At 59.8% G+C, this 26,687-nt stretch carries 24 protein-coding genes and 10 pseudogenes; 14 read left to right on the top strand and 20 right to left on the bottom strand.

Annotation, left to right across the window (positions count from 1 at the left end; all coding sequences use genetic code 11):
• Positions 1-112 precede the first annotated feature (112 nt).
• The 8 genes from F759_RS0130415 to F759_RS0130380 are packed head-to-tail and all read right to left on the bottom strand — an operon-like array spanning position 113 to position 6,631.
• Positions 113-433, bottom strand: coding sequence for a Rieske (2Fe-2S) protein (locus F759_RS0130415; RefSeq protein ID WP_027803171.1), 321 nt, complete (start codon positions 431-433; stop codon positions 113-115).
• Position 434: 1 nt separating this feature from the next.
• Positions 435-803: an SUF system Fe-S cluster assembly protein gene (locus tag F759_RS0130410; protein WP_027803170.1), complete on the bottom strand. Its 369-nt coding sequence runs from the start codon at positions 801-803 to the stop codon at positions 435-437.
• An 8-nt stretch (positions 804-811) separates the two neighbouring features.
• On the bottom strand, positions 812-1,267 hold the full coding sequence (gene sufU / locus F759_RS0130405) for a Fe-S cluster assembly sulfur transfer protein SufU (protein WP_027803169.1): 456 nt from the start codon (positions 1,265-1,267) through the stop codon (positions 812-814).
• Positions 1,264-2,517 (bottom strand): cysteine desulfurase, encoded by a 1,254-nt coding sequence (locus F759_RS0130400; protein ID WP_027803168.1) that lies wholly within the window; start codon positions 2,515-2,517, stop codon positions 1,264-1,266. The genes sufU and F759_RS0130400 overlap by 4 nt, the downstream gene beginning before the upstream one ends.
• Positions 2,514-3,848 carry a Fe-S cluster assembly protein SufD gene (gene sufD / locus F759_RS0130395; protein ID WP_027803167.1) on the bottom strand — a complete coding sequence of 445 codons (1,335 nt, stop codon included), beginning with the start codon at positions 3,846-3,848 and terminating at the stop codon, positions 2,514-2,516. The genes F759_RS0130400 and sufD overlap by 4 nt, the downstream gene beginning before the upstream one ends.
• Positions 3,845-4,636 (bottom strand): Fe-S cluster assembly ATPase SufC, encoded by a 792-nt coding sequence (gene sufC / locus F759_RS0130390; protein WP_027803166.1) that lies wholly within the window; start codon positions 4,634-4,636, stop codon positions 3,845-3,847. Before sufC ends, sufD begins: the two co-directional genes overlap by 4 nt.
• 43 nt (positions 4,637-4,679) lie before the next feature.
• Positions 4,680-6,128: a Fe-S cluster assembly protein SufB gene (sufB, locus tag F759_RS0130385; RefSeq protein WP_027803165.1), complete on the bottom strand. Its 1,449-nt coding sequence runs from the start codon at positions 6,126-6,128 to the stop codon at positions 4,680-4,682.
• Complete coding sequence (locus tag F759_RS0130380; protein WP_027803164.1) at positions 6,125-6,631, bottom strand: SUF system Fe-S cluster assembly regulator; 507 nt, start codon at positions 6,629-6,631, stop codon at positions 6,125-6,127. Before F759_RS0130380 ends, sufB begins: the two co-directional genes overlap by 4 nt.
• A gap of 551 nt (positions 6,632-7,182) precedes the next feature.
• On the opposite strand from F759_RS0130380, the gene F759_RS42500 reads away from it, so the two are divergent.
• The 4 genes and pseudogenes from F759_RS42500 to F759_RS0130360 all read left to right on the top strand — a co-directional run bounded on the left by F759_RS42500 (position 7,183) and on the right by F759_RS0130360 (position 10,338).
• Positions 7,183-7,419: a hypothetical protein gene (locus tag F759_RS42500; protein WP_152530740.1), complete on the top strand. Its 237-nt coding sequence runs from the start codon at positions 7,183-7,185 to the stop codon at positions 7,417-7,419.
• A 511-nt stretch (positions 7,420-7,930) separates the two neighbouring features.
• Positions 7,931-8,748: pseudogene (locus tag F759_RS39015) on the top strand (EamA family transporter).
• Between the two features lie 147 nt (positions 8,749-8,895).
• A pseudogene (locus tag F759_RS39010) lies at positions 8,896-9,498 on the top strand (DUF1326 domain-containing protein).
• A 45-nt stretch (positions 9,499-9,543) separates the two neighbouring features.
• The gene (locus F759_RS0130360; protein ID WP_027803163.1) at positions 9,544-10,338 is read left to right on the top strand and encodes a DUF2182 domain-containing protein; all 795 of its coding nucleotides are present in this window, start codon (positions 9,544-9,546) and stop codon (positions 10,336-10,338) included.
• Positions 10,339-10,479: 141 nt separating this feature from the next.
• Here F759_RS0130360 and F759_RS42495 read toward each other — a convergent pair.
• From F759_RS42495 to F759_RS0130310, 11 genes and pseudogenes are all read right to left on the bottom strand, one after another.
• Positions 10,480-10,617: pseudogene (locus F759_RS42495) on the bottom strand (glutathione S-transferase family protein); the annotation flags it as partial.
• A 248-nt stretch (positions 10,618-10,865) separates the two neighbouring features.
• Positions 10,866-11,907: pseudogene (locus tag F759_RS45260) on the bottom strand (PDDEXK nuclease domain-containing protein).
• 24 nt (positions 11,908-11,931) lie between these two features.
• On the bottom strand, positions 11,932-12,210 hold the full coding sequence (locus F759_RS0130340) for an HU family DNA-binding protein (RefSeq protein WP_027803160.1): 279 nt from the start codon (positions 12,208-12,210) through the stop codon (positions 11,932-11,934).
• Between the two features lie 499 nt (positions 12,211-12,709).
• A pseudogene (locus tag F759_RS44465) lies at positions 12,710-12,850 on the bottom strand (PDDEXK nuclease domain-containing protein); the annotation flags it as partial.
• The gene (locus F759_RS44925) at positions 12,843-12,962 is read right to left on the bottom strand and encodes a DUF1016 domain-containing protein (protein ID WP_161633341.1); all 120 of its coding nucleotides are present in this window, start codon (positions 12,960-12,962) and stop codon (positions 12,843-12,845) included. The pseudogene F759_RS44465 and the gene F759_RS44925, both read right to left, overlap by 8 nt.
• Positions 12,963-13,014: 52 nt before the next feature.
• Positions 13,015-13,353: an HU family DNA-binding protein gene (locus F759_RS0130330; RefSeq protein ID WP_274533500.1), complete on the bottom strand. Its 339-nt coding sequence runs from the start codon at positions 13,351-13,353 to the stop codon at positions 13,015-13,017.
• 190 nt (positions 13,354-13,543) lie between these two features.
• A complete protein-coding gene (locus F759_RS0130325) occupies positions 13,544-13,990 on the bottom strand; it encodes an SET domain-containing protein (RefSeq protein ID WP_027803158.1) in 447 nt (148 codons plus the stop codon).
• 74 nt (positions 13,991-14,064) lie between these two features.
• Entirely contained in the window at positions 14,065-14,313 is a 249-nt protein-coding gene (locus F759_RS41490; RefSeq protein ID WP_244438951.1) for a hypothetical protein, read from the bottom strand.
• A gap of 456 nt (positions 14,314-14,769) precedes the next feature.
• Positions 14,770-15,291 (bottom strand): annotated as a pseudogene (locus tag F759_RS41485) (IS6 family transposase); the annotation flags it as partial.
• A 160-nt stretch (positions 15,292-15,451) separates the two neighbouring features.
• Entirely contained in the window at positions 15,452-16,117 is a 666-nt protein-coding gene (locus F759_RS0130315) for a class I SAM-dependent methyltransferase (protein WP_027803156.1), read from the bottom strand.
• 95 nt (positions 16,118-16,212) lie between these two features.
• On the bottom strand, positions 16,213-16,521 hold the full coding sequence (locus F759_RS0130310) for a hypothetical protein (RefSeq protein WP_027803155.1): 309 nt from the start codon (positions 16,519-16,521) through the stop codon (positions 16,213-16,215).
• 110 nt (positions 16,522-16,631) lie between these two features.
• Between F759_RS0130310 and hpnJ the strand changes: the two are divergent.
• Positions 16,632-17,951, top strand: a pseudogene (gene hpnJ, locus F759_RS39000) (hopanoid biosynthesis associated radical SAM protein HpnJ); the annotation flags it as partial.
• 559 nt (positions 17,952-18,510) lie between these two features.
• Here the strand turns inward: hpnJ and F759_RS38995 are convergent.
• Positions 18,511-18,990 (bottom strand): annotated as a pseudogene (locus F759_RS38995) (IS110 family RNA-guided transposase); the annotation flags it as partial.
• Between the two features lie 202 nt (positions 18,991-19,192).
• On the opposite strand from F759_RS38995, the gene F759_RS0130290 reads away from it, so the two are divergent.
• The 9 genes and pseudogenes from F759_RS0130290 to F759_RS38985 form a co-directional block, all read left to right on the top strand.
• A complete protein-coding gene (locus F759_RS0130290) occupies positions 19,193-20,338 on the top strand; it encodes a CobW family GTP-binding protein (RefSeq protein WP_407668560.1) in 1,146 nt (381 codons plus the stop codon).
• Between the two features lie 46 nt (positions 20,339-20,384).
• Positions 20,385-20,888, top strand: coding sequence for a DUF1097 domain-containing protein (locus F759_RS0130285; RefSeq protein WP_027803152.1), 504 nt, complete (start codon positions 20,385-20,387; stop codon positions 20,886-20,888).
• Between the two features lie 48 nt (positions 20,889-20,936).
• Positions 20,937-21,704 (top strand): nitrile hydratase subunit beta, encoded by a 768-nt coding sequence (gene nthB, locus F759_RS0130280; RefSeq protein WP_027803151.1) that lies wholly within the window; start codon positions 20,937-20,939, stop codon positions 21,702-21,704.
• Positions 21,701-22,327: a nitrile hydratase subunit alpha gene (gene nthA / locus F759_RS0130275; RefSeq protein WP_027803150.1), complete on the top strand. Its 627-nt coding sequence runs from the start codon at positions 21,701-21,703 to the stop codon at positions 22,325-22,327. Before nthB ends, nthA begins: the two co-directional genes overlap by 4 nt.
• An 8-nt stretch (positions 22,328-22,335) precedes the next feature.
• A complete protein-coding gene (locus F759_RS0130270) occupies positions 22,336-22,719 on the top strand; it encodes a nitrile hydratase accessory protein (protein ID WP_027803149.1) in 384 nt (127 codons plus the stop codon).
• A gap of 31 nt (positions 22,720-22,750) precedes the next feature.
• A complete protein-coding gene (locus F759_RS0130265; protein ID WP_036025615.1) occupies positions 22,751-23,800 on the top strand; it encodes a HoxN/HupN/NixA family nickel/cobalt transporter in 1,050 nt (349 codons plus the stop codon).
• Between the two features lie 72 nt (positions 23,801-23,872).
• A complete protein-coding gene (locus F759_RS0130260; protein ID WP_051377510.1) occupies positions 23,873-24,880 on the top strand; it encodes a GlxA family transcriptional regulator in 1,008 nt (335 codons plus the stop codon).
• 53 nt (positions 24,881-24,933) lie between these two features.
• Positions 24,934-25,636, top strand: a pseudogene (locus tag F759_RS38990) (IS6 family transposase).
• Between the two features lie 364 nt (positions 25,637-26,000).
• Positions 26,001-26,480, top strand: a pseudogene (locus F759_RS38985) (IS6 family transposase); the annotation flags it as partial.
• Between the last annotated feature and the right edge of the window lie 207 nt (positions 26,481-26,687).

Raw genomic sequence — 26,687 nt, 5'->3', positions numbered from 1 at the left:
GTCGGCGCTGTTAACGCTCACATCAGCTTTTCCGTATACGAGCAAAGAAATCCCTCGTCACGGTCTGGAAATTCGACCAGCAAGACGACAAGCCCTTCCTCTTGACCTCATTTCAATCCCACCGCCCGTCCCGCACCTGGACGACGCCCGCCTCGATCCGCACCGGAAACACCACCACATCCTCATAAGCCGGCGGCGCTAACACCTTCCCCGTCCTGATGCAAAACCGCGCACCGTGGCGCGGACAGATAACCACGTCGCCTTCCACCACACCGCCTGTCAGGATGCCGCCGTCGTGCGGGCAGATATCCTCGATTGCATAGCAGGTACCATCGATATTGAATACGGCGACCTGTGCGTCATTGACCTCGACGCTGCGAACACCGCCGACCGGGAAATCTTCAACCGCGGCGACATCGACCCAGTCAGACATCTCAAAGCATCCCCAATTGCAGGCGTGCCGCGTCCGACATTCGCTCTCTTGACCACGGCGGATCCCACACCAGCTCGACGTGCACGTCGTTCACACCGTCCACGGAAAACACCGCATCCTCAACCGTCGCCGGAAAGGTCTGCGCGACCGGACAGCCAGGTGCGGTCAACGTCATGCGGATTTCGACGCGGCCTTCGGCTTCGTCCACGTCAAGACCATAGACAAGCCCGAGGTCATAGATGTTGACCGGAATCTCCGGGTCAAACACGGTGCGCAGCGCGTCCATCACGCGTTCTTCAAGACGTTCTGTTGTTGCGCCACTGTCAGGCCGTGCGGCCTCGGCGCGCTTCAGCCAGTCGAATGTACTCATCGTCTGCCTCACTCTGTCGAAACGGGGCGGTCCTCGTCGTGCAGCGCGGCATGCAGCGTATGCCATGCAAGCGTCGCACACTTCACGCGCGCGGGAAATTCGCGCACGCCGGACAGCACCGTCAGTTTGCCCATTGCCGACGCGGCTGCCGCCTGCCCTGCAGCGGATGTTGTCACCATGTCGTGAAAACGTCCGAACAGCGCTTCGGCCTCCTCTTCCGTTTTGCCTTTCAGCGCCTCGGTCATTAGCGACGCGGACGCTGTCGCAATCGCACAGCCCACGCCTTCGAAACTTGCGTCCTTGACGACGCCATCCTCGATTCGCAGATACAGCGTGATCCGGTCGCCGCACAACGGGTTGTAGCCCTCGGCCTTGTGATTCGCGTCGACCAGCCCATGACAGTTACGCGGCCGCCGGTAGTGGTCGAAGATGACTTCCTGATACAGGTCGCGCAGATCGCTCATGAGCCAAATACCTCTCTAACCCTGCCGAGACCTTCGATCAGGCCATCGATGTCCTCACGCGTGTTGTAGAGGGCGAGTGACGCGCGCACTGTCGCCGGTACGCCAAACCGCTGCATCACCGGCATCGCGCAGTGGTGGCCCGCCCGCACGGCGACGCCGTGATTATCGAGAATCGTGCCGACATCATGCGCATGCACGCCGTCGAGCACGAATGACAGGATGCTCGCCTTGTCGCGTGCGGTACCGATAAGACGCAGGCCCGGTATCACCCGCAATGCATCCGTTGCATAAGCAAGCAGGCCGGCCTCGTGCGCGGCGATGACTTCCATGCCGATGCCGTCGACATAGTCGAGCGCCGCGCCCAGCGCAATCGCGCCGGCAATGTTCGGCGTGCCTGCCTCGAACTTCCACGGAATCGCGTTGTATTCCGTTTTCTCGAACGTCACCGAACGGATCATGTCGCCGCCGCCCTGCCACGGCGGCATCGCCTCAAGCAACGCAGCCCTGGCGTACAGCACGCCGATACCAGTCGGCCCGTAAGCCTTATGCCCGGAGAACGCGTAGAAATCGCAATCGAGCGCCCGGACGTCGACCGGCAGATGCGAGATCGCCTGTGCGCCATCCAGCAGCACCGGCACGCCCTTCGCGTGCGCCGCTGCAACGATCAGCTCGACCGGATTGATGCTGCCGAGCGCGTTAGCCAGATGCGTAATCGCGACCAGCCGCGTACGGTCGTTCAACAAGCGCTCGTACGCGCAGGCATCAAGTGCGCCCGTATCGTCAATCGGCACGACTTTCAGCACCGCCCCGGTTTGCTCGCAGACCATCTGCCACGGCACGATATTCGAATGGTGCTCCATCGCGCTGATCAGGATTTCGTCGCCAGGCTTGAGCTGCGGGCGCGCAAAGCTCTGGGCCACGAGATTGATCGCTTCGGTCGTGCCACGTACAAACACGATCTCGTCCGGACGCAGCGCGTTGATGAAGCGTGCGATCTTCGCGCGCGCTGCTTCGAACGCATCGGTCGCACGCTGCGACAGCAGATGCACGCCGCGGTGCACGTTGGCGTTGCTATGCCGGTAGTAGGCGTTTTCCGTGTAGATGACCGAGGCCGGTTTTTGCGTAGTCGCGCCGTTGTCGAGATAGACCAATGGCCGGCCATGCACGCGCTCGCCCAGAATCGGAAAATCGGCCCGCCAGTGCTCGACATTGCGCGGATCTGGCGCCTGCATCTGTTCAATCTGCTTCATAGCAGCTCCCTGATGCGTTCGCCTTCCGGGGTGCGCGCGAGCAGCAGCCGTTCGAGCCGACCGCGGAGCGATTCGATGCGCACACGTTCGACAATGTCGCGCGCAAATGCGTATGTCAGTAGCGCCCGCGCCATGCGTTCCTCGACGCCGCGCGCACGCAGATAGAACAGCTGGTTCTCGTCCAGTTGACCAACCGTCGCGCCATGTGTGCATTTCACATCGTCGGCGTAGATCTCGAGCTGTGGCTTCGTGTCGATTTCCGCATCGCGCGACAGCAGCAGGTTGTAATTCGCCTGATGCGTGTCCGTTTTCTGCGCATCGCGATGCACGATAACGCGCCCGTTGAACACGCCGCGCGCGGCACCGTCGAGCACGCCGCGGTAGTATTCGCGACTCGTGCCATGCGGCTCTGCATGATCGATGCGCGTGTGGTGATCGACGTGCTGCCGGCCGCCGGCGAAATAGAGCCCGTTCAACGTAGCTTGCGCGTTTTCGGCGTTCAGGCTCGTGCCGATGCCCGTGCGCGACAACGCACCGCCGAAGGCGAACGCATGCGATGCAAAAGAACTGGCGCGTTGCTGCGCAGCAGCGACCGACGCGATATGAAACGCCTTCGAGCCTTCCTGCTGCAACCGGTAGTGCTGCACGTCCGCCTGTTCGTCTGCGACGATGCGGGTAACCGCATTGGTCCAATACGCGTCGTCGCCCACCCCTACGAAGTGCTCGACGATGGTGCAGCCGGAGCGTGCTCCTGCACGCACGACATTGAACGGCTGCACCGCAAGACCGGCTTCATCAGTCAGGAATAGCATGTGCAACGGTTGATCGATGACCTCGCCAGGCGGTAGCAAGACGGCAAAGCCGTCTGCCAGAAACGCCGTGTTTAGCGCGACAAAACCGTCCGCATGCGTTTGTGTGGCAATCGTCGCTTCGAGTCGTCGCGGCATTTCTCTTAACGCTCGCGCGATCGAGCCCACAAACACGCCTTGCGGCAAGCCATTCAGGTTCGACAGACGCGGCACATGACGACCATTGACGAATACAAGTCGATGACCAGCAGGGTCCAGCACGAGTTCGTCGACGATGCGTCGCAGGTCGCCATCGTCGGTGCAGCCGTTGCGTTGTGGCGCGAAATGCCAGGGACGCTTGCCAATCGGCGACACGTTCGTGTACTTCCAGTCCTCGTGGCGCGTGGTCGGAAAACCGAGCGCGTCGAACTGTTCGAAGGCGCTTCGGCGCACGGTACGGAGCCACCGCAACTCAGCGCCGGGCAACGTCTTCGCGAGTTGTCCAAAAGCATGGTGGAAGAAGTCGAGAGATTCGTTTTTCATGAGTGCCCCGCACTTGCTACACTGGGTGCGCTGGCTGATTGCACGGCCTCATCTTCGATCCATCCATAGCCCTTGCGTTCCAGCTCCAGGGCGAGATCACGCGACCCAGACTTTACGATCCGGCCGTTCGCCAGCACATGCACGCGATCCGGCACGACGTAATCCAGCAGTCGTTGATAGTGCGTAACCAGCACAATCGCCCGTTCTGGACTGCGCATGCTGTTGACGCCCTGCGCAACGATCTGCAGCGCATCGATATCGAGTCCGGAATCCGTTTCGTCGAGAATCGCGAGCCGGGGCTCCAGCACCGCCATCTGCAGGATCTCGTTGCGCTTCTTTTCTCCGCCGGAAAAGCCTTCGTTGACTGCGCGGTACAACAGGTTCTCGTCCATCTGCATCAGCGTCATCTTGTCCTTGACCAGTTGCAGAAACTCCATCGCGTCGAGTTCCGGCTCGCCACGATGCCGGCGCTGCGCGTTCAACGCTGCCTTCAGCAGATAAACATTGCTCACACCGGGTATCTCAACGGGATACTGGAACGCGAGAAACAGACCTGCGTGCGCGCGTTCCTCGGGCGCGAGCGCCAGCAGATCGTGACCGAGATACGAGACCGTGCCGTCGGTGACGACAACGTCCTCGCGCCCTGCCAGCACGTGGGCAAGCGTGCTCTTGCCCGAGCCGTTGGGGCCCATAATCGCGTGCACCTCACCGGTCTTCACGCTCAGATCGATGCCGCGCAGGATTTTCTTGCCGTCGACTTCGACTTGCAAATTGCTGATTTCAAGCATGGTTCCAATCCCTCGCGAATCGCCGTGGGCCAGTTACTAACGGTTAGCCCACACTGCCCTCCAGGCTGACACCGAGCAGCTTCTGCGCCTCGACAGCGAACTCCATCGGCAGCTCCTTGAAGACTTCCTTGCAGAAGCCGTTCACAATCATCGACACCGCATCTTCCGCAGACAGCCCGCGCTGCCGGCAATAGAACAGCTGGTCTTCGCCGATGCGTGATGTCGACGCTTCGTGCTCGACCTTCGCGGTCGGGTTCTTGACCTCGATATAGGGGAACGTGTGCGCGCTGCAACGGTCGCCGAGCAACAGCGAATCACACTGCGTGTAATTGCGCGCACCTTCGGCCGCACGGCCGACTTTCACAAGGCCGCGATACGCATTCTTTCCGCGGCCCGCTGAAATGCCTTTCGACAGAATCGTGCTACGTGTATTGCGACCGAGGTGAACCATCTTCGTCCCGGTATCGGCCTGTTGATAGTGGTTGGTCAGCGCCACCGAATAGAATTCACCGACCGAGTTATCGCCCTGCAGGATCACGCTCGGGTACTTCCACGTGATCGCCGAACCGGTTTCTACCTGAGTCCATGAAATCTTCGAATTCGCCTCGCGGCAATCGCCACGCTTGGTCACGAAGTTGTAGATGCCGCCCTTGCCCGATGCGTCTCCCGGATACCAGTTCTGCACGGTCGAATAGCGGATCTGTGCCCCTTCCAGCGCAATCAGCTCGACCACAGCGGCATGCAGCTGATTTTCGTCGCGCATCGGTGCAGTGCAGCCTTCTAGGTAGCTCACATACGCACCCTTGTCCGCAATGATCAGTGTGCGCTCGAACTGCCCGGTGTTCTGTGCGTTGATGCGGAAGTAGGTAGACAGCTCCAACGGGCAGCGCACGCCCGGCGGGATGTAGCAGAACGAGCCGTCGCTGAACACGGCAGAATTCAGCGCAGCGAAGAAATTGTCGGTATGCGGCACCACCGAGCCGAGATACTTCTGCACCAAGTCGGGATGATGCTGCACGGCATCCGAGAACGAACAGAACACGATGCCGAGTTGCGCAAGCTTTTCGCCGAACGTCGTGGCGACCGAGACGCTGTCAAATACCGCATCCACCGCGACGCCTGCCAGGAGTTCGCGTTCTTCCAGCGGCACACCCAGCTTTTCGTAAGTACGCAGCAGTTCCGGATCGACTTCATCGAGACTCTTCGGACGATTCCTCTGCGCCATCGGCGCGGAATAATAGACGATGCTCTGGTAGTCGATCGGCGGATGCCGGACCGTTGCCCAATGCGGCTCGGTCATCGTGAGCCAGTGCCGATAGGCCGCGAGCCGCCATTCGAGCATGAACGCCGGCTCGTTCTTTTTCGCGGAAATAAGCCGGATCACGTCCTCACTCAGCCCGCTCGGCAACGCGTCGGCCGCCAGGTCGGTCACGAAACCATGCTGGTATTCGCGACTGATCAGTTCGTCGAAACCGGTTGTGGATGCGCTCATGCGCAGCCTCCGTCAGTCGTTTTGCGCGCCAGTGGCGTCGCGTCCGTGCGGCGGCCGGGAATGCTGCGCGCGCGGATCGCGCTGATATCGACCGCGCGCAAGGTCGGTCCCGCCATGTCCGCTAGCGTGACCTGCTGTAACGCCTCGTAGATCACGCGATTGACCTTCTGCCAGTTGGCGCGCACCGCGCACACCGCCTCCTGGATGCACAGGCCTGGCTGCGTGCTGCATTCGGTGATCCCGATCGGGCCGTCGACCGCGGCGATCACCTCCGCCAGCGTGATCCGCTCGGGCGGTCGCGGTAGCAGGTAACCGCCGTTCGTGCCGCGCAGCGACTCCACGACACCGCCCCGCGTCAGGACTTTTAGCATCTTTGACACGGTGGGCATCGCGACGCCGGTTGCCGCCGCGATGCTGCTCGCGCTATGGACGGCGTCTGGGTCGCGCGCCATCGCGGTCATGATCACCGTGCTGTAGTCGGCGAGTTTGCTCATGCGCAACATCGGAATACCTCCCGTCCCAATCAGAACCTGGTTAGTACTAATTAGACCGAAATGGAACCGGCACGTTTACAGTGAAGGACACCCTCCTGCGTGGGGATTCCTAGCCGCGTCGCCGACCGCTTCCCGTTTCCGGAGAAGCATTTTGATGTACGACGGTACTTGATTTCATTCTAGACCTGTATGCAAGACCTTGTTAGTGCATAGGTCTTCGTGAGGAGCGGCTATGGAACGCCATATCGCCCACGATTGCCCACGCGCCCGTCCAGACACCAATTGTTTGACAGCTAAAATATCGACCAGATTAAAGGCCAGAATCCACCAGCGGAACGGGCATTCGTATCGTCTGTGTCGAGGCAGGCCCAGCCCGGCTGTAGTTTGGGCTGTTGACGAACGCGTATCGTGGCTCAACCCCAGGAGCCGAGGTCATCTGCTGGAAGAGTCCGAAGCGTGGACGATTGTCCGGAAGCAGCCGCAACTGACTGCCGCGCCCCGAGCGCGCCCAAGAGCGAGGCTCTCCATTCCTGTCCGGCCAATGCGTGCAGCGCGCCGTGATGGACGAGCCGACTGCGGAAAGAAGCGTGAACCGCGCAAAAGACGTTTCCAAAACAAAACCATCGGTGATTGGCCTTGCCGCCCAATTAAAGAAGCGGCCATTCGTAAGCCGTGCCGGGAAGATGCCATTCCGCGGTAATGCGCGCTACAACCTTTGCGATACTGGTATGAACGGCACCGGCCATACGCCAGCAGACAGCAGACAGCAGACAGCAGACAGCAAGCGTGCGTCCTGAACGTGCCTTGAAGACGCGTCGACTTGCTCCGCATGCAAGCCTCAGCTTTGCAATGCTGCGGAGTCTCAGGCGCAGACGCCCAGCAGCAGACCGATACCACGACGGCTGCCGAACGGGCGTACGAGACTTTCTTTGTGCAGTGCGGAGGACTGCTGATATAGACAACGCACTCTTTGACATGCCCCGAATGGACGGTGTGACTGCCTCGGGCCGCCAATGTCGCACACGAGGGAATTGCGAACCTCCCTATGCTGGGGCACGTGCGTCAATCCGCTAACATCAAACCCGGTCCGAGAATCCAGAAGCAGATCTGCTGAACGGCTATCGTCGATTCGCATTCAGTGCCACCATCCTGAACCAGGCGCCGCCCCGACCGTCGACTGTGGATCGCCCCAACACGATCACCGCTCGCACTGGCAGCGCAACGGCCGGATACTGGCGGAAGATTCAGGGGCTTTTAGAGAGATTTTTAGTGTCGCCCGTGCGTGTCACTGTCCTGACGCTGCTTGCAATGGTGGCGTTTGCAGCAAATTCGTTGCTATGCCGGCTGGCCCTCAAGGGCGCCGGGATCGATGCAGCGAGTTTTACGTCGGTCCGCATCGCGTCGGGCGCCCTGGCGCTCTCGCTGATAGTGCGGCTCCGAGGCGGCAGGCTGGGGGGCGCCGGAAACTGGCTGTCGGCGCTGGCGCTGTTCGCTTATGCTGCCGCATTCTCGTTTGCATACCTCAGCCTGCCGGCGTCCACTGGAGCCCTGCTTCTGTTCGGCGCAGTGCAGACGACCATGATTGGCTACGGCATCCGAAAGGGCGAACGCTTCGAAAGCCGGCAATGGATCGGATTGACATGCGCGTTGGGGGGCTTGCCGGGCTGCTGCTTCCCGGTCTCTCCGCTCCACCTCCCGGAGGCGCTGTCCTTATGCTCGGCGCGGGCGTCGCTTGGGGCATCTATTCGTTGCGCGGCAAGGGCGCGGGAAATCCCACCGCGGTGACGGCCGGCAACTTCCTGCGCGCAGTCCCACTTGCCGCTGCGCTCAGCGCCGCCATGTCCGCCCACGCTTCGATCGATTGCGCCGGTTTCTGGTACGCAACGGGTTCCGGCGCAGTGGCCTCCGGCATTGGCTACGCCATCTGGTACGCGGCGTTGCCCGGTCTGAAAGCCGGCAATGCCGCCACGGTGCAGTTGAGCGTGCCGGTCATCGCGACGCTCGGCGCAGTCGCATTTCTCGGAGAGAGCGCGACCATCCGAATCGTGTTGGCCTCCTTAGCAATCCTCGGAGGAATTGCCCTGGTTGTGGTGGGTCGGGGAACCCAGCACGACACGCGGGCGTAAAAGCACGGCGAGCCGGGAACCCACAGAGACGCTGCGCCGACGGCATGGGATTTCTTTTATCCCAGCCTCCCCACATGGGCACGGGGTGCATACATTTAAAGTCTGGTACCGATCATGTCCGGGGAATGCACAACAGCGGAGGTCATCATGAGCTACAGCCTGGAGGGACGCCTACTGGAAGTCTGCGAGTGCAAGGTGCTTTGCCCGTGCTGGATCGGCGAAGATCCCGACAACGGCACGTGCAGGTCGACAGTCGCGTAACACTATGACAAGGGGGCGGTGGACGACGTGGATGTTTCGGGGCTGACGATCGCGCTTGCCTGCTTCATCCCGGGCAACGTCTTGCAAGGCAACTGGCGGGTGATCATTTTCGTCGATGAACGTGCCAGCAATGCCCAATTCGAAGCGCTCGCCAGCGTCTACCGGGGTGAGCGGGGCGGCCCACTAGCCGACTTTGCCAAACTGTTCGGCGACATCGTGGCGATCGAGCGTGCCGCGATCGATTTCAATGTACGCGAGGGTAAAGGCACTCTCAAGGTTGGCAACACCACCTACGCCGAACTCGAACCCTATCTTGGACCTACAGGCGAGCCGACCAAACTGGTCGAAAGCATTTTCTCGACGATTCCTGGCTCTCCTGCATTCGTCGGAAAGGCCAGCACGTTCCGGATGCAGGATCAGAAGCTCGGCATCGACCTCGATCTGAGCGGCCACAACGCCATCCAAGGGTATTTCACGTTCCAGGCGTGATGCACCTCGCAACCGCAGTCGCTGACATACCGCCCGGGCATCGCAATGAGTGCGACTTCGCAACCCCGTCTGTTCGTGCCGCTGGCGGTCACGCTGATCGCCGCGGCGTGGCTTACCCTATGGGTTTGGGACAGCAGCCCGTACGCGCGCTACCTGCATCACGTCGACTGGTCTGAAACCGGTCTGGCCGGGTTGTGCAGCGTGGCCCCGGCAGGCCTCACCGTCATTCCAGCGGTTCTGCATACCGCTGCGTGGCTACTGATGATCGTGGCGATGATGTTGCCAACAATGCTTCCGTTGCTGCAGATATTCGAGCGGTTGACAGCCGCGCTCCCGGACCGGAAGCGCCTGCTGCTGTTCGTGATGCTGGGTTATTTGTCCGTGTGGAGCGTCTTCGGCCTGTTTGCCCACGCAAGCGATGCCGGCCTGCACGAACTGGTGCGGCGGACACCGTGGCTGGTGTGGCATGGATGGGTCGTCGGTGCCTCAATCTTGGGGCTCGCAGGCGCGTATCAATTCAGTTCGCTCAAGTATCGATGTCTCGACAAGTGCCGGTCTCCGCTGATGTTTGTCAGCGAGCAGTGGCGCGGCGGCAACTTTCGTCGGAACAGTTTCCTGCTCGGGATACGTCATGGCCTGTTTTGCGTCGGATGTTGCTGGACGCTGATGTGCCTGATGTTTGCCGTCGGCACCGGCAGCATTGGATGGATGCTGGCGCTCGCCGCGGTGATGTCGGCTGAAAAGAATCTGCCTCAGGGTCGCAGGTTGAGCACGCCGTTAGGCGCCGCCCTGCTGGGATGGGCGGCGCTGATCGTCGTCAACGTCCTTCGACAGGCCTGATCGGCCTGGCTGCGATGTCTGGTGTCAATGCTTGCCAATTTTGTTAGAACCGCTTTCCCTAGTGCCCCAATGTCGGGGCCGCTTCTACCGAAGTAAGATCGTCGCTGTCGGTATGCGGCGTTCGCGACCGTCTGCTGTTGCCGGCACCGATGGCTGGTCAGGGTCATGACGATGCTCAAAGGCGAGCCCGCACAATCGCATGAACGCAAATACCTTCAGACCAAAGGGATCGTTATCGGCGGCGCCAAAGAGATCCGGATAGGAGTAAAGCGTCAGCATAAGCACTCCTTTTCTGCGACAGGAACCAAATCACTAACGTCAGAGAGACAAGAGGCGTTCGTGCCAGCGTTCGCCAGGAACCGATGGGCGCAATAACGCCGCCATTCCGACTAAGCTTCCGTCGGTTTTCCGCATGCGCTGGCAGATTGGAAACGTCTCACCCGTGCCATATTGCGATGCCATACTGACTCATAGCTTTGCCCTCCAGATGGATCCGGAACGCTGTCGGTCCTCGGGACCAGCAGGTCTTACGACCCGCCGGTACGGCGGTCCAGTTCCGCTGTCGTGCGCTCGAGTTCCTGCTCAATCACCGCTCCATCTCGTAACACGGTTTGGGACTCCGCCGCGAGAACCTTGTTCGGCAGGTTGTCCAGCGCGTAGTGTGCTTCGGCCGCACCTTTCTCGGCGCAAAGGATCATGCCCACCGGTGGATTCTCCCCAGGCTTCGTTCAATGCTCGCGCGCATAATTCAGATAGAGATGCATCTGCCCGGCGTCCGCATAGCTGAAGCTACCGACCTTGAGATCGATGATGACCAAACATCGCAACCGTCGATGAACGAACACCAGATCGACTCTGAACCAGGTGTCGTCGATTCTCAGGCGGCGTTGCCTGCCAACGAAAGCGAAGTCGTCGCCGAGCTCCAGGAGAAAGTCCGCCAGATGCTGGATGAACTTCCTCAAGATCGGACTCTGAGTACTCGTCCTTGATGTCGAGAAACTCCAGCACGAAAGGGTCGCGAATCGCTTCCTCGGGCGTGAGCAGATCGCCCGGCTCAACATCAGCGGCTTTCCTGAGCCGGGCCGCCTTGCTGCGCGACAGCGCCAGCCGCTCGTAGAGCTGGCTACTGATCTGGCGGTCGAGTTGGCGCACCGACCAACCTTCGCGCAATGCCTCTGTTGCATAGAAAGCGCGAGCGGCCGCCGTCTTCACGGAAAGCAGGCGCACATAGGCGGACCATGGCAGTGTAAAATGCGCCGCTAACGCCATGTAATCATGGCGACGTTGAAATGCCATCGACGACGTCTTTCGGCGACGTAGAACGCACGCATGCTCGCCAGGTTCGCCTTGCCGAACCCCGCGGCCGAAGCGGCGGGTCAGGTCGTCGGCGAGTCGGGCGATCAGCGCCTGCCCGTAGCCGGCGCCCGCCTGCCCGCCCTGCTCAGTGGCGACAATGCGCCGCCCGATCTCCCAGTAAGCGCCGGTCATCACGGCATTGACGTTGCGTGCCGCCGTGCGTCGCGCCGACTCGACGACATTGACCTCTTCCTCGTTGCAGCCCGGCGTAATTGCCGGGCACCATCGCGTCTTCCGTCATGATGCGTTGACGGCATCCTTCAACGCCTTGCCCGCCGTGAACTTGACGGTCTTCGCCGCGGGGATCTGGATCTCGGCGCCAGTCGCCGGATTGCGGCCGGCACGTGCGGCGCGCGCACCCGTGGAAAATGAGCCGAAGCCGATCAGCTGGACCGTGTCGCCCGTTGTCACCGCGTCGGTGATCGTAACGATCACTGCGTCGATCATCGCGCCAGTCGCGGCCTTTCTTTCCTCTGTCACCGCCGCGACGGCATTCACCAGTTCCGGCTTGTTCATCGTCGATCCTCGTTGTCGTGGGGATGTCGCAACCCTACCCGATCCCATCACCTGTGCGCAATTTGTCTTGAAGCTCGTCATTCCGCTCCCCTCACGCCGGCGCCCCATGCTCACCTTTCCAGTTTCGCGACTCGTTGACTTGTTAGCGTCATTGCAACGTGGCCGCTCTGTCCAGAAGTGAAGGGTATAAACGCCACAACTTTCATACCCTTCACTTTTTATTCCGAAAACGGTACATTCCTGATCGATCGTGCCTACATGCCCGTCGATAAAGGCGTTCCGGGGTGCGCGGTGACGCCACTGCTTGGAGCGTGCTGCAATCTCCAAAGGGAGCCGTCCGATGAAGAAAAACTAGAGCGTTTCCGAACTGAAAGTTGTAGCGGCCACCGCCAGAGCCGCGACCGCTCGTCGGGTTGCACGCCAAGCCACCACGCCAGCGGTTGACGAGCGCCCCCATTTCGCCACCCGTGCCGAAACACAGCCTGTCCCACTCTCACTTCTACGGCTTGTTCTGCAGCCTCGGCCGCGCCGTCTCAATTGACTGGTGAAGTTTGGCCTGCAACGTCTCACGCGACGGCAGCACGGTCAGATATTCGGCGACGTGAAACCCGCTCTTGTCCAGTTCGAGCAGTTCAATCTGCCAGTACCAGCAGGGTCAGCTCGGCGTTCACGGCTGCTGCCGTGCGCTCACGTGCCGAATCGATCAGGACCCGAACTTCGTTGGGCAGTGGTGCGAGCGTGAGCGCGCTCATGCGAGGAGGCACGTTCCGGCCACCGGCGGAAGAGAAGGCGTCACCACACCATTCACGCTGCGTTCACTGCATTCTTGAACGCCTTGCCTGCCGTGAATTTCACGGTGGTTGCCGCGGCAATCTGCATCTCCGCGCCGGTGGCGGGGTTACGACCCATCCGTGCGGCGCGCGCTCCGGTCGCAAAGGTACCGAAACCGACCAGTTGCACAGTATCGCCTTTCGCGACCGCGCTCGTCACCGCCCCGATGAGTGCATCGACCGCGCCTGCGACTGCCACCTTGCTGTTTCCGGTGGCGGCGGCCACGGCATCAACGAGTTCCTGCTTCTTCATGGTTTCGTTTCCTTTGAAACGGGTACTGCGACCGCATTGCCCAGTGTGATTGAGAAAGATACGTTACCGGAGCCGGCGCTGGACGGCAAACCGGGCGCGACTTTCCGGATTGCCCCTACATTTCCTCCGCAGTGCCGAGACAATCTTCACGTCGGCCCTATCAGTTTCAAAACAACTACACGGCCAGGCTTCCGGGAGTGCCCCATTTCACACGGCTAGCGCTGAGGTCTCCCGCGTCTGGCGCAAGCCGTTATCCGCTCGTCAGGTCCAGCATCGAACCGGTACACCTCTTCGCCCCGCACCGACACACATAGTCGGCGGCCAACTCGGGCGTGATCGCCTCACCGATCGTGAGTCTATAGGCGATAAAGAGCTCATCGCCCGCCTTCACGTTTCTGATCGTCTCGATGAAAACCCGTCCCCGCCCGTCCTCGATCGCCTCGCAGTTCGGCTGGCAGGAGTGGTTCAGCCAGCGGGCGCTGTTGCCCCCGACGCTGCCGTCAATCACGCGACCGTCAGCCAGCCCGAAGATGAAGGTGTGACCGGGCACGCCGGAGCGCCGGTACCGGGCAGAGGCCCGCCGCCACGAAGTGACCTCACCATGATATTCGAAGATCCGCTGCCCGGCGGGGATCGCCTGTAGTGCGAAGACGCCGCGGCCATGCACCGATGATTTCCTGACTGTCACGCGCCTCACTTCTCGCTCCGGGTCTATGTTGGAGGGTGGGAGCATATAGACCAGCAGCTTGCGCGGCAACCGGTACCGACGCCTCATAACAGGCTGATCTGCCGGGAGTCTCGCGGCGGGGGCCGGGACACGTCGGTCCGGCCGGTTTGCCGATGTTTAACGCTCCTTTTTCCGATTCGCTGCAACCGCGCCAGCATCAGGCATTCGCCTGCGCCAGCGTTGAAGCGCAGCTCGAACACGCCGGTTTCGCCGGGCGGACATGGCGCGGTTGCGCGGAACGACAGGCCCACACCCCGCCGTTTCGCGCGGGCCATCATCTGCGTGCGGCTCATGCCTGGCTAGCAATCCGACACGAAGCACGTCACTGTCCCGGGCAGGGACTCATGCGCGACGCCCTGGGGAAGCGTCAATCCAGTGAGCACGTAGAGATCAGCCATGCAGCCCATTTCCCTGGTGGCACGTACCTTTGCGTTTATACCGCTTTCTTGCGACGCCTGGCTGGGCTGGCGGTCGGCACGACCCGGGACGAACGGGTCGAACGTGATGTCTCCCGGACTGCAGCGGGGACAGCGGACTGCCTGTCTTCCCGCGCACGCGTTTCCGCTTCACGCAGCGTCATCACCTCCGTCTGCAGCCGGGCATTCTCGACCTGAACGGCTTCCAGGCGCCCCTGCAGCACTCCCGCCTGATGACGCGCGTTACCCAGCTGCGCCCGCATGGTTTCAGATACACGGCGCTGGTCGTCACTTCAAGCCCAGCATCGGTCGGGTGATGCGTTTGATGGCTCAATGGTCCTGCTCGACCACGTTATTCAGGTACTTGACTTGACGAATCGTGATGGGCGTCTTTCGCTCGGCGTTCACCGCGTGCAGCGCAGCCAGATTAGAGCCGCTTTTATCAATGGTTACCGTCTCGGGTCACCGTTCTGAGCGATCGACTTTTCAAAGACGCCCCGCGCTGCCACCTTGTCGCGCGTGGCTCTGAACAGGAAATCGATGGTTTGGCCCGCCTTGTCCACCGCCGGGAGAGGTACTTCCACTGGCCTTTGACTTTGATATACGTTTCGTCCATCCGCCACCTCTTGCCTACCGGCTGCTTGCGCTTACGGAACGTCTTCTCGAACAGTGGCACCAACTTGATCCCCCAACGATGCACCGTGGAATGATCAACCTCAATACCGCGCTCGGCCATCATTTTCCGGGATTTCGCAAACTCAGTGAGTAGGCGACGTACCACCGCACGCATAGCAACATCACATCGAGCGGATAGTGAAGGCGCTTTAGCACTCGCAGTGTTTGGGTCTTCTTCATCGGCCAGCCAAAGCATATTAGTCAGGCTCGAATACGCCCCTCTCCCGCCTTAACGCGACAAAACCCCTGCACATTGTAGGCCGGCACGTCGTTCGGTAGCCACGATAGCTTGATTGACTGGACGAACTGTATGCACTTACGCTTGGACCGGCTGACACATTCATCGCGGTCTGAGCACGGCCACATCCCATCTCAGTCCAGACGGGACGTGCACTATACGGACACGATCAAGTTGCTCAAACCCGGCCCTCAACCGCTTCCATGTGTTTATGCCATCGGCGTGATGCCACATGCTGACGACAAGTATTCCACCGGGCGCAAGACAACGTGCGAATCCCCTGAGATAGTCTTCCGGAGTCCTGATGTAATAGAGTACTTCGTTAAAGACGATGACGTCGAACAGCTGTGAAGTCTTGAACGCGGTGCCATCGGCTACAGCGAACTCCGCTCCCTGGATGTTCGACTGGCGCGCCTTCTCGATGGCGGCTTCCGACAGGTCGATACCGAGATAACTGGATATTGCGGCACCCGAAAGCCAGCGTGCAAGAATGCCCGTGCCGCACCCAACGTCTAGAATGCGGGCCGCCGGTCTGAAGTGCAGGCAATAGCCCACGATCACGCTGTACCGGCCGACTTCCTTTGTAGTGGAAAGAAAATCCCAAGCTCCGGAATCGTACTCGTCATTCCATGTCTTATTCGAGATCGAGGCGTTGTGAGGCGGCAGAAACATAGCCTTGATTGCAACCGGCATGAGCTTATGAATAGGCCATTCCAGAGTCTTTTTAAGTAATCGTGCAGTGCTTACAAACGCGTTAGCATTGAACAAAGCTACCTCCTTCCAGAAATCAACATCAACGGCAGATGCAGAATATCCGAATTGATGTCATGGGCAAGTGCCTATTAATGGTCGCAGAAACCATGCTAACGGGTGGAAAGTACATGCATCGATGACGCTCCTTGATAGGGCGTGCTGTGGCGGACAAATGGCGGAAAGCCACTTCCCGGCGTGGCGCGATTGCCAATTGGACCAAAGGCGGCGTTGCCCGGCGCGCTCGCATCGATATTCTTGCCGAGCGCGTAGTTGCCGGTGAGATCACGCGCGACGTTTGCCAGGTAGGTCAGAGAATTGACCAGCTTATATGCGGTGATTTGCGTAATTTGGCTACTGAGTGCGGCGGGCCTCCACGCCGGGTTGCTCATTTGTGCGACGGCAACGTATCTGTCGTCCATGTCGTGGCGAGTGCTGAGCGCGTCCGTGCTTTTTGACCAGTCGAGCGCCCTGTGGTCGGCGACCCTGTCGCGGCCGTCTACGCCGGTTGCGTCGGCGCGCAAGCACGGATTGGCTCGCCCAGCCCGCTGCGCTGATCGCGGATTGCCGCCTCGTGGATGCTCCCTGCGGATGGCCTGTCACTGGAAACGACCCTTGACATTGCGCAGCAATACGAACTGCTCATCATTCATACGAGCTCTCCGTCGTTCCAGAGCGACGTTCAATTCGCGGAGCATTTGAAAACGGCGTAAGCCCACGATACTCATCGGAATGGTCGGCGCAAAAGTAGCCGTTGATCCTCACGGCTCACTCACCGCGAGCGATGCACTCGACTTCGTGTGCCGTGAAGAATTCGATTTCACATGTCGTGATATTGCGCAGGGGCTTGCCTTCGCGTCCATTCTTGGACTTAGCTATCGTCTGCCCGACGGCGCAATCATGCACAACGACGCCCGACCGATTCTTGAAGACATGGACCAGCTTCCGTTCGTCGCGCCCGTCTATAAGCGCGATCTAACGAGCAAGAATTACTTCAGCGGGTGCCTCAAGCATCCGTATGTGTCGCTCTACACGGGGCGAGGATGCAAATCCAGTTGCACTTTTTGTCTCTGGCCGCACACCGTCGGAGGGCGATCGCTATCGCACGCGTTCGGTGGAGAATGTCCTCGAAGAACTGAAATGGATCAGGGACAACATGCCCGAAATCAAGGAGATCATGTTCGACGACGATACCTTTACCGACCTCAGACCGAGAGCCGAAGAGATCGCCCGCGGGCTTGGCAAGCTAGGAGTTACGTGGTCGTGCAATGCGAAAGCGAATGTTTCTTATTCGACTCTCAAGGTGATGAAAGAGAACGGCTTGCGGCTCCTTCTCGTCGGCTATGAATCCGGCGACGACCAGATCCTCGTGAATGTCAAAAAGGGCCTGAGTACCGATATGGCACGCCGATTCAGTGACGATTTCTGCAAGCTCGGCATCAAGATCCACGGCACGTTCATTCTTGGGCTTCCCGGCGAGACGCACGAAACGATCAGGAAGACGATCCAGTATGCGAAAGAGATCAACCCCCACACACTCCAGGTGTCATTCGCTGCGCCCTATCCGGGTACGGTCCTTCCCAAGCAAGCGGTCGAGAATGGATGGCTCAATGACAGCAAGGGCATCACCCTGGTTAATGACGCGGGGACCCAGGCTGCGGCTATCGGCTATCCGCACCTGTCGCGCGAGGAGATCTATCTTGGCGTGGAGGAGTTCTATAAGCACTTCTATTTCCGGCCATCGAAGATCTGGGAAATCGTCCGCGAAATGCTGGTGAGGTGGGAAATGATGAAACGGCGTCTGCTGGAAGGCGTGGAGTTCTTCAGATTTCTCCGAGCGCGCAAGGCATGAGGCGCCAGTGCACGTTTCCGGCCATCAGGAGCGGCAACTACGTGCCTTGATGTCTTGCAGCCTCAAGTTTGACGGATCGGCTCCGTAGTGACGGGCGACAGCACCATCCGTTTCTATGCCGGGGCGCTGCTCACTTTGACGAACGGCAGTCCGGTTTGGAACGCTTTGTAATATTGACGTCAAGCCGCGGACGACGGACGACGAACAGCAGACGCTCCTGCGCGATCGTGGCCCACGTGGCCACGGAGAGGACTGAGCTGTCGCACTGTTGATGCCGGACATTGCTCCTCCTTCCGTAAAACGAAGTGAATGTATGGTCCGCCCCAGATTTGCAACTCCTGATGTTTGAGGTCAGGGTGGCTTGCTCAAATCTATCCTGCGTCGTTTGTGGGGCCGAGCCCCGCGCCATGATGAAGTTCGCGCCTGCAGCCCCCGTAAAGTCGTGCCGCTTCAAGAGCCTCATTACTTCCCGAGGTTTTCCGAGGCCGGTGTGCCGTTCCTGTCATCAGTGTCAGTCGTCGCAAAAGCAGAGGTGCGTGATGCATTTTGTCCCAAACGTTCAGACCGGCAAGGTCGCGGGTCCCGCGTTAAAGCTCGTGTGCCGGGCGACGATCGCCCATGCGATCCGGGCCAGCTTGTTGGCCACCGCGCACGCCGCAACATTCGAGTGACGCCGGCTGGCAAGCGCGCGGGCCCACTCCGCGAGGTGACCGGTTCGCCTGTGCAGGAATCGCATGTATGCCCGGGCGCACTGCACGAGTAGACTTCGGATGTGACTGTGGCCACGTCGACTGATCCCGAGTAGGTTGGATCTGCCGCCGGTGCTGTACTGACGGGGAACAAGGCCAACCGAGGCTGCGAAGTCGCGACCGCATCTGAACTTTGTGACGTCGCCGATTTCCGCGGCAAGCACACTCGTAGTCATTGGCCCGACACCGGGAATGCCCATCAGTCTTTGCCCAGCGTCGTCATCCGCGAGCTGCAGTGCCAGTTCGCGGTCGATCTCACCGATCTGCTGCTGCAGATACTTGAAGATCGCAAGCGTGCTGGCAGCCGAAATGGGCGATGGCAAGCAGTACCAAACCAGCCGGGACTTTGCTACGTCGGTCGCCGACAATGGGTCAGGCGCTGCGTCAGGTCGCCATGACAAGAGTGTGATCTCGTTGCACTCCCGGCACAACTTCCGGGAAACGTGCACCGAGACAGGGTCCGTTAGCGGAGGACATTTCAGGCTCATCAAAATGCGCCACAGCGCGCTATCTGTCTGGTATTCCAGGTTTCGACAAATCTGGCCACGTAGCCCAGCGAATCAAGCCAAATGCAGCGGGCATCGGGACAGGCGGGTTTTCTCGGCCCGGAAGTCGCTCTACCCGTCTCATCTTCTGGCATTTCTGCCGACAAACATGAGGAGAGTGGAGATGCGACTCAACCGAATTCCGACCACAGTTGTCACCGGTTTTTTGGGCGCCGGCAAGACGACACTGGTCAATCATCTTCTCGAACATGCGCGACCGGCGCGTGTCGGCATTGTCGTCAATGAATTCGGCGAACTCGGCATCGACGGCGATCTGATTGTCGCCGATGAACACGCGCTGGTGGAGATCAATAACGGCTGCGTATGCTGCACGGTCCGCAAAGACCTGGTCAGGAGCGTGTCCGAACTACTGGCACGCGCCGGCGAGCCTCTAGAGCGGCTGGTCGTTGAGACTTCGGGGCTCGCCGACCCCGCTCCCGTGCTGCAAACATTTCTTGCGGACCCGGATGTGCGGGAACGCGTTGAACTCGAGTCGGTGGTCGCTGTCGTGGACGCTCATCATTTCCATGAGCAGCTCCACGATGAGATCGCCCGTGAGCAGGTCGTATTCGCGGATCACATCATCATCAACAAGACAGATCTCGTCAGTGCTGAAGAGGTGACGAGCCTCATCGCATGTATTCGCATACTCAATCCCACTGCGGCGATCGACATCGCGCGTCATGGCGCGGTCGACGTCAAGGCAGTATTTGGCATCAAGCACTTCTCGCTGGATACATTGCTCGGTGTCGAGCCCGATTTGCTCGACGAGGGCGCGCATGACCATGAGCACGACAACTCCATTGCATCGTGTTCGTTCGTCGTTCCCGGACCATTGGACGCCACGCGCTTCAATCGCTGGGCCAATCAGCTCGTGCAAACCCACGGGCAACAACTCCTGCGCATGAAGGGCGTGCTGAACCTGCACGAAGAGCGCCGCCGCCTGCATTTCCACAGTGTTCACATGCTGCTCGACTCGAGCTTCGGAAAAGCGTGGGCACACGACGAAGCGCGCGACAGCAAGTTCGTGATGATCGGGCGCGACCTGGACATGCTCGCTGTGCGCGAGGGCTTGCTCAGTTGCATGGCTTGACGCCGAATTTTTCCTTTCCGCTGTTATACACATCAGGAGTAAGAATATGAAAAAGTCAGAAGCCTACACCGTCAGCATCGGTGTCCTCGCAGTGGCCGATACATGGCTCACCGCCACCGTCTTTCCTGTGCCCGTGTGGGTCACGTTCATCGCCTGGGCGTCGTTCTTCGTGTTAGGCGGGGGGCGCGCGGGTTTCGTCAAAAGCGTGGCCTCGAATCTGGCCGGTGCCGTGATCAGCTCGCTCACCCTGCTCGCCATCGCAACAACGAGCGGTAGCGCACTGGCGGTTGCGGTGCTGGTCGGTCTCGGCAGCGCTGCGATGGTACAGGCGTCGAAGATCAAGCTGCTGGATGTGCTGCCAGCCATCGTATGGGGATTTGCCTCGACGGTCGGAACGACAGTGGCCACAGGCAAGCCCATCTCCACCTTGGGACTAAGCAACCCTGCCCTCGTCGCCGCCGCAGCGCTCATAACGGGTGCCGCCTTCGGGTTCGTGTCAGAGGTGCTGGGCGACGCGCTTGCATTCAAACGTGAGCACAAGCTGGGATAAGGCATACGCGCCTGGCTTCAAATAATCGCTAACTTTCTGGAGTGAACCGTGAAACTACAGCACTACCTCGGCGGCGTCGAGAATCTGGGGCCCGTCAATGTCGAAACGCGTGTCTTCGTGGAGCCGTGGGAGCGTCGCATCTTTGGCATTCACACGGCAATGATGGCCGAAAGCAATCACCTCGGCGATGCGTTGCCGGCATACCCAATCAAGGAATTGCCGACTGCGTTCAAAAGCACATGGACATGGGCATCTTTGCGAACGGGCGCAGAAGACATGCAGCCCTTCGAGTACTTCAAGTACCGCTACTACGAGAAATGGTTGATGGGCATCTCGCAGTTCTTTGTGGACGAGGGGTACATCACCGCCGATGAACTGGCCGAACGGACTTCGCTTTATCGCGCGAATCCCCAGGCCCCGTTACCTGAAAAGCCCAGTGCTCCGATTAAGGAGCAGATCGATGCGTACCTCGAGAAAGGCGATTCCGGCTATCACGAACCGCGTGCCCAGGCGCGCTTCTCGAATGGAGAAACAGTGCGGGTCGCCGATCCTGAGGCAGTCGATCACACCCGTTTGCCCGGTTATCTGCGCTGCAAAACCGGCACGGTCGTGGAGGTCTATCCCGGTACTTTCTCGTACTTTGTTTCAACCGGTGTCGATGGCATCGGTGAGCCGATGGTGGTCTACCGGGTCGCATTCGACGCTGCCGACATTTGGGGCGAAGGCAAAAGCGAGCCGAACACCACGATCTACGCAGACCTTTACGAAGCCTACCTTCAGGCCCACCCTAGCCAAAGCAAAAAGGAATCGTCATGACTCAACTGTTCCAGTATGAAGACGACCGCGAGGCATCGAGCGCCGCGAAAGTGCGCGCGCTCGAAGCATTGCTGATCGAAAAAGGTGTAATCGGCAGCGACTCCGTCGATGCGGTGTTGGAGCATTTCGAAACCGTCGCCGGTCCGTTCAACGGGGCAAAGATTGTCGCCCGTGCGTGGATCGACCCTGCGTTCAAGCAGCGCCTCGTCGAGGATACGCCGAAAGCAATCGCCGAACTTGACCTGCCAGCCAGCATGGCCGGTGCGGAGGGTGAACATATGGCGGCCGTCGCAAACGGTGACGGCGTACACAACCTGATCATCTGCACGTTGTGCTCATGTTATCCATGGCCCGTGCTTGGCCTGCCACCCTACTGGTACAAGGACCCGGTGTTCCGAGCACGCGGCGTGCGCGAACCGCGAGCGGTGCTACGTGAATTTGGTGTGGACGTACCAACGGAAACCGAGGTCAAGGTATGGGATAGCAGTGCGCAGATCCGCTGGTTCGTTGTGCCGGAGCGTCCTGCGAACACCGAGCACCTGAGCGAGCAGGAACTGGCTGCGCTCGTGACCCCTGAATCGATGATGGGTGTCGCGTTGGTCGCGCCGCCCGCTGACGCGTGAGGTCAACCATGTTTACGCGCTTCGAAGAATATGCCGCGGCGTCGATGCTCGGCGCTGACGACTCTCCACCACGGCTGGACGGCAAACTGTTTTTCTCCAACCGTTGGGAACGGGATGTGTTTGGCCTCGCGTTGTCGCTTTCAAAAGCGGGGTACTTCGAGTGGGACGACTTTCGCCAATGCCTGATTACGGCAATTGCGCGCTGGGAATCCGCACCGTGCGAAGGTCAACCGCGCTGGGACTATTACGAGCGCTTTCTCGAAGCACTGCTGGATGTGGTCGAGTCAAGCGGCGTCCTGTCGCGTGACGAACTCGCACAGGTCGTGCTCGACAGACGTTTGGCGACAGCGACGCGCACAGCCGCCAGATCTCCGCATTCGAACAGCCATTGAAGATGAGTATGTCCCAACCTAGGAGAAACACATGGAAACGCTTAACGCCGTGACGACGCGCATCAGCACACCTGCACGTCAGAAGGTTGCCGCAATGTATGTCGCGCTTGCGCTCATCAACGTTCTTGCATGGGTATGGGCGTGGATCGCATTGCGAGCTTCCCCTGCGCTGATCGGCACCGCCTTTATCGCCTACAGTTTCGGCTTGCGCCACGCAATGGACGCAGACCATATCGCCGCTATCGATAACGTGACCCGTAAGCTGATGAACGACGGAAAACGCCCCGTGACGGTCGGCTTTTTTTTTGCGTTCGGCCATTCGCTAACCGTGGTATTCGGCGCGGTTGCGGTTGCTTTTGCGACCAAAGGGCTGGCACATCATTTTGAGGCGTTCAAAGAGACAGGTGAGGCACTTGGCACCGTTGTATCGGCGACTTTTCTGATCATGATCGGCGCCATGAATATCGTGGTGCTGTTGGGCCTGTTCCGCGCGTTTGGACGCATGCGTCGCGGTCAGCGTCGTGACGGCGACCTTCGCCTGACGCAATTCGAAGGCAATCTGCTGGCGCGTCTGTTCAGGCCGCTCTTTCGTCTGGTCCGCTCGAGCTGGCTGATGCTGCCGCTGGGTATCCTGTTTGGGCTCGGCTTCGAGACAGCCACCGAAATGGCATTGTTCGGCACGTCGGCCGCACAGGCTTCGGCCGGCTTTTCGATCTGGACCATCCTGGTGTTTCCATGCCTGTTCGCAGCAGGCATGATAACGATCGATACGATCGACGGCATCCTGATGCTGGGCGCCTATGGCTGGGCCTTCGTCAAGCCCCTGCGCAAGCTCTACTACAATCTGACTATTACGCTGATTTCCACGGTTGTTGCGTTGATGATCGGCGGCATCGAGGTGCTCGGACTGCTGGGTGACCGGTTGAGCCTGACCGGGCCGTTCTGGCAGGTCATCGGTTGTCTCAACGACAATTTCGGCTTGCTAGGATATGGCATTGTCGCTGTGTTCGTGATCGGTTGGCTGGCGTCTGCGCTGCTCTATAAATTGAAGGGGTACGATCGCGAAGCCGCCTCGGCGTGACCCGGGCGCAAACCAGTTCTGACAATGCCCCCCGACTCTCCATGACCTTAACGACCTGAGCGTGTGAAAGGGATGAGACAGATCAAAATCGGCATGATTGTCTTCCCGGGCTTCCAGCTGCTGGATGTTGCTGGACCCAAGGATGCGTTCGCGGAAGTCAAGGTATTGAGTCACGGCGAGTGCCAATATGAAATGCTCACCGTGGGCACCACGCGCGGCAGTGTGCAGTCGTCGAGCGGGCTGACGGTCGTACCGGATCGCACGATCTTCGACCTGTGCCCGCACTTCGATACAGTGCTGGTGCCGGGGGGGCTCGGAATTTTCGAAACCTTTGACGACCCGGCGCTCAGCGACTGGCTGAAGGAACAATATAAACATGCCCGGCGCGTGTCCGCGATTTGCAATGGCCTGTTTGCGCTTGGATCTGCGGGGCTGCTCAACGACCGCGTGGTGACCACGCACTGGATGGATGTGCCACGGTTGGCCGCCACGTTTCCGCGCGCCCGGATCGAGCCGGATCACATCTACGTGAAAGACGGCAGCATCTACACGACGGCAGGCGTGACGGCGGGAATCGATCTTTCCCTGGTGATGATCGAAGAAGATTTTGGCCGAAAAATGGCGCTGGATGTCGCCAAATATCTGGTCGTGTATCTGCGACGAGCAGGCGGTCAATCGCAGTTCAGCCCGCTACTCGAATCTCAGGCAGCGCCTGATTCCCAGATGGTGGAGATCCAGCAATATATGCTCGACAATCTTGCCGTGGAGCATACGCTTGCATCGCTCGCCGAGCGCGCTCATATGAGTGCACGCAACATGACCCGCCTGTTCACGAAGGAATGTGGCCTTAGTCCGGCACTGTTCCTGAACAACGCGCGTATCGACGCCGCAAGGCGCTATCTGGAGAGCACAGATCTTCCTCTTCGCGAGGTTGCCCGACGCTGCGGATTCGATGGTACGGATGGGCTGCGCCGCACCTTCCAGCGGCGACTGCAAATCAACCCGGCTGACTATCGAAGTCGCTTCCGTTCCGCCGATTCGCCCGATCGCCCGCGGGGCACTGTCGCTGAGGCACGTTAGAAGCTAGCAACTGGCGTTGTCACGTTACCGTGGCGGTCGCGTAAGATGTCGCGATGAAAAAGACGAACTCGCTCTATCACGGTCACCGCTTTCCCGCCGCAGTCATCAGCTGCACGGTGCGTTGGTATTTCCGCTTCCAACGGAGCCTGCGCGAAGGTGAGCTACGAGACGATCCGCCGATGGTGCGACAAGTTCGGCGTGGGCTTCGCGCATCGCGTCAAGGTTGCGCGCCGCAAACCGGGCAGCACCTGGCATCTCGATGAGATGTTCGTGACGCTGCGCGGTGAGCCATACCTGCTGTGGCGGGCCGTCGATGAGCATGGTGCCGAACTCGAGATCCTGTTACAGAAGCGGCGTGACAAGGCCGCAGCCAAACGTTTCTTCAACCGCGTACTTCGCTCATGCCCTGTGCCGCGCAAGATCGTGACTGACCAGTTGCGCAGCTACCCGGCCGCAAAGGCCGACATTCCCGTATTGGCGAACGTCAAACACGTGTTCGTTAAAGCCGCGGCGCGCGTGAACAACCGAGCGGAGAACAGCCACCAACCTACCCGCGAACGCGAGCGTCGCATGCGGGGATTTCGCGACTGCAAACGCACGCAGGCATTCCTCTCGTGTTTCGGTCCGATACGGCAGCATTTCGCGCTCAAGCGGCATCTGCTGCGTGCTTCGCTCTATCGCAAACACCTCGCGGCCCGATTCGCTGCGTGGCACGAATTCACCGACCTCACCCAGAATCCGTCGAATGCTTGCTGAGCAATAATGACCTCTGCCACCATTTCGTCTCGCTACCGGCAAGTTGACAAAGCCCGTGGAACTGCTCAGGTCACCGCGATTTCAGCGCATCGCCGGCGTGCTCGTCAAACTCAGTCCCCGATCTTGGAGCAGCCGTCTCGCGTATATTTGTCCGGTGCCGCGTCGGGCGACATACCTGTTTGCGTGATCCGCGATTGCATCCGCGGCGCGCCGCAACGTCAAGTCGCGTGAAATCGCTGCGGGACGGACGCATGCAAGGGCTCTGTCGCATTAACGCGGGGGAGGTAAACTTCGAGGCTGATGAAAACGCTTTGTTCGCACGACGAAGAAGACACTGACACCACGAACTACGCTTGCTCCGGCCATCGCCAAGGTTCTGAAGCGGCTGCACTATCCCCTTGAGGTGATGCTGCTGTGCGTGCGGTGGTACGTGGCCTACTCGCTGAGTCTTCGGAACCTTGAGGAAATGCTGGCTGAGCGCGACATTGACGTCGATCACTCGACGGTACATCGCTGGGTCATCAAGCTGGTGCCGCTGTTTGAAAAGACATTTCGCAAGTACAAGCGTCCGGTCGGCAAGAGCTGGCGGGTTGATGAAACCTATATCAAGGTCAAGGGCTCGTGGAAATATCTTTACCGCGCGGTGGATAAGGCGGGCAATACCATTGACTTTCTGTTCAGAGCCAGGCGGGACATGCCTGCTGCGCGGCGCTTCTTCGAAAAGGCAATCGGTCAGAACGGTTTGCCCGAGACGGTGACCATCGACAAAAGCGGCTCCAATCTGGCCGCGCTTAACGCGGTGAATGCCGAGCGCGAGATGCCCATCAAGGTTCGTCAGGTCAAGTCGCATATCGCCTTTGCTTATCCTGCCTGCGTTAATGCGACGGAACCCCTCTCACAGTTTTGGCAACCCGCACTTTACCGCAGCATCGCTATTGCGACGAAACCGGACGATGCGTCCAAGTGGTATGCTTTCGCCATGTTCAAACGACTACAATAGCGCTGGCAGGACCGCTTCCGGGTCGATGAATCATTCGGCTGGTCCGACATA

It is taken from the genome of Paraburkholderia dilworthii, assembly GCF_000472525.1.
Lineage (GTDB): Bacteria > Pseudomonadota > Gammaproteobacteria > Burkholderiales > Burkholderiaceae > Paraburkholderia > Paraburkholderia dilworthii.
Note: the sequence above shows the minus strand (reverse complement) of the source record. Positions and strands in the feature narration are given on the sequence as shown.